Genomic DNA, 3,092 nt, shown 5'->3' with positions numbered 1-3,092 from the left:
ATTTAATGCTAATGATGTAGATAATTAAATTTTATTCTTAAACAACAAAAAGCTCTGATCAAAGAGCTTTTTGTTGTTTAATTACCGATAAGTTACATTAGGGTAGCTAAAAATGTATACTTTTACGGACATCTAATTCTATTCTGTTTTAAAAAATTAAAGGAATAAAGTTAARAAWTTTATTKGAATTAATGAAATTACTTTAACGAAAYTCAAACGAAAGGTTAATTAATACTTTTWATSAATTAATTTACTTTTAATTKATTTTTAACCATATTTTAATGATTCACTATAMTKATTGGATTATAATGGAATYACCAAAGTGATTATCCTTCTTTCAACTTGCTTTCTATCTAAAGCAAGTCTTTTTATTTATCGGAGTGAAAATGMCTARAATGATATAGGTTRCACCKTATCMAYATATTTCATTMRTAATCAGAYTAAAATATRTTTCAAATATACAGAGAAACGCTCTCTGAGGGAATKAACTTTGGTTTTACATATAATAAATRGTTCGMCKYAAATTTSAGCAAKTTARAAGCTYTTATKTTCTTCTTATTATTGATTTTGAAAMRCTYGCTTTTTRAAATTAGTTAMCCTARTGTCACTCTCAAKAASTAWAAACGCYTTTCATCAAGAAGTRTTTATAAYGTGSTATWTTTAATAAACTTCATTTCTATATACAAWCCAAAAGTTAATAACATATATACTGATAAAGAATGGAAATAGGAGAGGATAWTCTTGACTAAAAATCATCCATATTTAGATGAGAAAGTTATGACTATAAAAATCGTTACTGAAATGACAGGTTTATCAGAAAGACAAGTTCGTTATTATGAAGAGCGAGAGCTTATTTTYCCAAAACGAAACTCTTCAGGTACCCGAATGTATTCCTTTTCCGACATTGAAAGGTTAATGGACATTGCAGAAAAAATTGAAGATGGYGTTMGAACACGRGAAATGCGTAAGGATTTATTTTAAAGTAGGTAAATTTGATTTGTTCTTTTAGTCTTTGCTCATGTTTACTCCATCCGTATCACCAATATTCACTGGATTATTTATATACAATTTTTTTATAAGTGTATATTATGCATCCCATTATCATTTAGCCTAAATAGAAACATTGATACATAAAGAGTGTATAAAAATTTGCATATGCTATAAAAATGACTCTGTTAGAACTCTTACTCCCATAAGGGTTCCTTTTTGGGTTGTGTTCCGGAAATCTCTATTATGTTAATTAATTTTTCTCGTCTTATAAAAGACTTCTTTGACAGGAATCTAATTATCTTATAACGAATTACTAAAAAGATTTTATACAAAGAAAAGGAGGAATTTATTTGATCGTAAACATCAAAGAATACGAATTGCCTCATGCAGATTCAGGGCCTTATGGGATTACTTCAGGAAAAGACGGCGCACTTTGGTTTACCCAACATAAAACCAATCAAATTGGGCGAATGACTGTAGAGGGTAAGGTGAAGCATTTCAATATCCCTACTATTAATGCCGGGGCACTATCCATTATTTCTACGACTCAGGGTGACATTTGGTTTGCGGAAAATAAGGCTAATAAAATTGGAAAACTAACAATAACAGGAGAGATTATGGAATATGTCCTACCTAACCCAGATTCAGCACCTTTTGGAGTAACTGAAGGACACAATGGAGACATTTGGTTCACAGAAATGGATGGAAATAGAATAGGACAAATTTTACCATCAGGTGAAATAATCGAGCATGATCTACCCCAGCCTGGTTCCTACCCTTCTTTTATTGTGGCAGGTTCTGATAGTGCTCTATGGTTTACTCTAAATCAAAGTAATCAAATAGGGCGTATTACGCTAGAAGGAGAAGTAACTACATATCAGTTACCTACAGAACAAGCTGGGCCTGTAGGGATTACAAATGGTCCGGATGATGCACTTTGGTTTGTAGAAATTAACGGCAATAATATTGGGAGAATTACCACTTCTGGAATTATAAATGAGTATTCTATTCCTACCCCGAATGCTCGTCCGCATGCAATTGTAACAGGTCCCGATAATGCTTTATGGTTTACTGAATGGGGAAGCAATCAGATAGGGCGTATTACCATGAACGGAGAAATTACGGAATATCCTATTCCTACAGCAAATGCGGAGCCACATGGTATCGTAGTCGGATCTGATCAAGCCTTATGGTTCGCAGAGGAATGTAATAAGTTAGGTCGATTAAGTTTTGCTCACAAACCATGAGAGGCAGTGAATATTTATGGAATCGAACAAAGCACACGGCCCAGATCCTACAGATAAATATCCGATTAAAGGAAATGGTGTTGTACAATTCATTAAAAATACAATTACTAGGCCAAATATTATCGTAGGTGATTATTCTTATTACGATGCAAGAAAGGGAGAATCCTTTGAGGATCAAGTATTGTATCATTATGAGTTCTTTGGTGATCGACTTGTTATAGKGAAATTTTGTGGCCTAGCTCCAGGCGTAACGTTTATTATGAATGGAGCAAATCATAGAATGGATGGCTTCTCAGCTTATCCGTTCAATATCTTTGGGCAAGGTTGGGAAAAACATACACCAACGCTAGATCAATTGCCGTTTAAGGGGGATACGATAATTGGAAATGATGTCTGGATTGGAATGGACACGGTCATTATGCCCGGAATTAATATAGGTGACGGTGCCATTGTAGCAGCCAAGTCAGTTATTACAAAGGATGTGGAACCCTACACGATTGTTGGAGGAAATCCTGCACTAAAAATCAAAGAACGTTTCCCAGAACAAATTATTAATAAATTATTAGAAATTAAATGGTGGGATTTAACTATTGATATTATTTCTACCCATATTGATGTAATAGTTAATGGAGACATAGACAAGCTAGAAAAATTGAAAAATCACAATTAAGAAAGGACAATTATCTATAATTTCTATTAGGTTAACTAAAAATGTGTAGGGTACACGAATGAAAAAACACGAAGGTCTTTTGATAAATAGAGAGAATTATACCATGAGGAGGAGATTGAATTGAAGCTGCTACAAATCAGACTATTAGTTAATGATTTTAAAAGGAGTACTGAATTCTATAAAGA

General features: G+C 32.9%; 2 protein-coding genes and 1 pseudogene. All 3 read left to right on the top strand.

The genetic code is table 11. The features are described from left to right. Positions 1-777: 777 nt before the first annotated feature. Positions 778-975, top strand: a pseudogene (locus tag AC1DRF_RS21125) (MerR family transcriptional regulator); the annotation flags it as partial. 365 nt (positions 976-1,340) lie between these two features. Continuing rightward, positions 1,341-2,237, top strand: coding sequence for a Vgb family protein (locus tag AC1DRF_RS21120; RefSeq protein ID WP_427077316.1), 897 nt, complete (start codon positions 1,341-1,343; stop codon positions 2,235-2,237). 16 nt (positions 2,238-2,253) lie between these two features. Further along, on the top strand, positions 2,254-2,907 hold the full coding sequence (locus AC1DRF_RS21115; RefSeq protein WP_477741610.1) for a Vat family streptogramin A O-acetyltransferase: 654 nt from the start codon (positions 2,254-2,256) through the stop codon (positions 2,905-2,907). Positions 2,908-3,092 lie beyond the last annotated feature (185 nt).

Source organism: Priestia sp. P5_B4, assembly GCF_056400385.1.
This window is presented reverse-complemented; position numbering and strand designations above follow the sequence as displayed.